We start from the raw sequence: 1,765 nt of genomic DNA on the forward strand, positions 1-1,765 counted from the left end.
CGGGTTCGGCCCAGGTTTGGGTATCGTCGAGCCAGGAAGAAAGCATAAAAAAGCCCCATCAGAAAATTGATGAGGCTATTGTCGTCTACCCGCCGGATCGTTCAACCGATCATTCTGCTTAACCGATCGGTGTTAGCCCAAGGGCGGCTTTATTGTTTCTGTCCTATCCGCAAGAAACCACTGAAAATCAGTCCTCAACCTCGCTTTCATCTGCCTTTTTTAGATCCTAACCGCTAAAATTTCATTTTTTAGAATAAAAATGGAACAAAGGTATGACAACTCTGGTGATCGCGCTTTTTGCGCTGTTTATGGCATTTTGGCAGGAAATCAACCGCTTCCCGGCTGCGGGCAAACACATCATGGAGCTCAAACATGAGGCGCAGGATTTACACCATGAAAATGAGAAGCTGGCTCAGGAAATCATCGGGGTGAAACGCCAGTTGCTTGAACTTACGCATCAGCTGGAACGGATTAAAGATCCGGAATATTACGCGCTGAAAGATGCCGGGGATGAAGCCGGGCTTTCTCATCTGGAACGTGCACGTCGCCTGGGAACGTCTAATTAATCTTTCCGGTTTTCACTGCGGTTTGCCAGGCAAAATGGCAAAAACGGGCCATAATTCAGGGTACCCCGTGCCAGCACAGACTTTGTCGCGCACAAGACGCTGACAGAGGCTGGCATCCCTGAGATGGAGCGGTGAGCAAATCAACACGCAATTTCTTTACTCAGAACGCCTGGTCATGCGTCCTGTTCATGCAGATGACGCAGACGATCTCTTCCGTATTTATGGCGATCCGGCCACCAACATCTTCAATCCTGCCGGGCCTTATCCCGATCTGGCTTATGCTCAAACCCGACTGGCGCAATGGCTGGATGGCTGGCGGCTGCACGGGATTGGTCAAATGGCGATTTATGACCGACAACATCCGCAGATAATTATCGGCTTTGGCGGTATCAGCGTCCGCCCGCTGGGCGATGAGCTCACTCATAACCTGGGTTATCGTTTTGCAACGGAAGCCTGGGGAAGAGGGCTGGCGACAGAGTTTTGCCAGCGTCTGCTGGACTACGCCTTTGATGAAAGGCAACTGGACAAGATAACCGCCGTGGTTCGGGCGAATCATCTGGCGTCGCAGCGTGTACTGCTGAAGGCAGGATTAGCGCTTCGCGGGCACATCAGCGACGTCGCCAATGCGCTGCCGAGCCTGTGTTATGTGCTGAAGGTTGAAGAGTGGCGGCGGCATCAGCAGGAGATGGTCAGGCGGCCCACTTCCGGATTAATCGGGCTTTGACAGCCCTGGACGAGCTATGCGAGGATCGTCAGCTTTCTGATTCTGGCAGTGGCTTACGAAGGCATGAAGAAACTGATTATTTGCGCTCCAGTGGCGCTGGCTTTACTGAGTGGTTGCACAAATTCCCCGGCGCATCGCATCGCCGAATGTGAGAAAAAAGGCGGAACGGAAGCAGCCTGTACTGCGGCAGAGTGGGATCATGAAAAGGCGCACCCGTTGCCGACTTACGATCCCAGCAGCTATGACAACGCGGCGGCGCTCCAGGCTGCGTTTAACGTGAATGCCGCCAAAGTGAAGACGACGGAGTAGCGAGTCGACACAAAAAAAGCAGCCCGAGGCTGTAATGCCAGTCAGTTAAGCAACTGACTGGCTCTTTTTCGGGGCTGTGGGGTATTTCCAGGGCCTCTCCTTTACCACTCTCGGGAAGGCCCTTTCCCTTCTTGTCGGTAATTTCACTAGTTGTCCCATACTTGCA

General features: G+C 52.9%; 4 protein-coding genes. 3 read left to right on the forward strand and 1 reads right to left on the reverse strand.

The annotated features are described in order from the left end of the window. Nucleotides 1-272: 272 nt before the first annotated feature. The 3 genes from ACRCWW_RS06145 to ACRCWW_RS06155 all read left to right on the forward strand — a co-directional run bounded on the left by ACRCWW_RS06145 (nucleotide 273) and on the right by ACRCWW_RS06155 (nucleotide 1,599). Nucleotides 273-566 carry a hypothetical protein gene (locus tag ACRCWW_RS06145; RefSeq protein WP_438681616.1) on the forward strand — a complete coding sequence of 98 codons (294 nt, stop codon included), beginning with the start codon at nucleotides 273-275 and terminating at the stop codon, nucleotides 564-566. Between the two features lie 175 nt (nucleotides 567-741). Next, complete coding sequence (locus tag ACRCWW_RS06150; protein ID WP_438681617.1) at nucleotides 742-1,290, forward strand: GNAT family N-acetyltransferase; 549 nt, start codon at nucleotides 742-744, stop codon at nucleotides 1,288-1,290. A 63-nt stretch (nucleotides 1,291-1,353) separates the two neighbouring features. Beyond that, nucleotides 1,354-1,599 carry a hypothetical protein gene (locus ACRCWW_RS06155; protein ID WP_438681618.1) on the forward strand — a complete coding sequence of 82 codons (246 nt, stop codon included), beginning with the start codon at nucleotides 1,354-1,356 and terminating at the stop codon, nucleotides 1,597-1,599. Between the two features lie 45 nt (nucleotides 1,600-1,644). Here the strand turns inward: ACRCWW_RS06155 and ACRCWW_RS06160 are convergent. After that, nucleotides 1,645-1,765, reverse strand: a 121-nt coding sequence (locus ACRCWW_RS06160; protein WP_233432058.1) for a hypothetical protein, incomplete at its 5' end; no start/stop codon positions are given.

Origin of the sequence: Scandinavium sp. (assembly GCF_051650185.1) — a bacterium.
Taxonomy (GTDB): Bacteria; Pseudomonadota; Gammaproteobacteria; order Enterobacterales; family Enterobacteriaceae; genus Scandinavium.

Bases quoted from the DNA above. Each gene is read 5' to 3' on its own strand.
- ACRCWW_RS06145 (WP_438681616.1), top strand. From the start codon at position 273: ATGACAACTCTGGTGATCGCGCTTTTTGCGCTGTTTATGGCATTTTGG.
- ACRCWW_RS06150 (WP_438681617.1), top strand. From the start codon at position 742: ATGCGTCCTGTTCATGCAGATGACGCAGACGATCTCTTCCGTATTTAT.
- ACRCWW_RS06155 (WP_438681618.1), top strand. From the start codon at position 1,354: ATGAAGAAACTGATTATTTGCGCTCCAGTGGCGCTGGCTTTACTGAGT.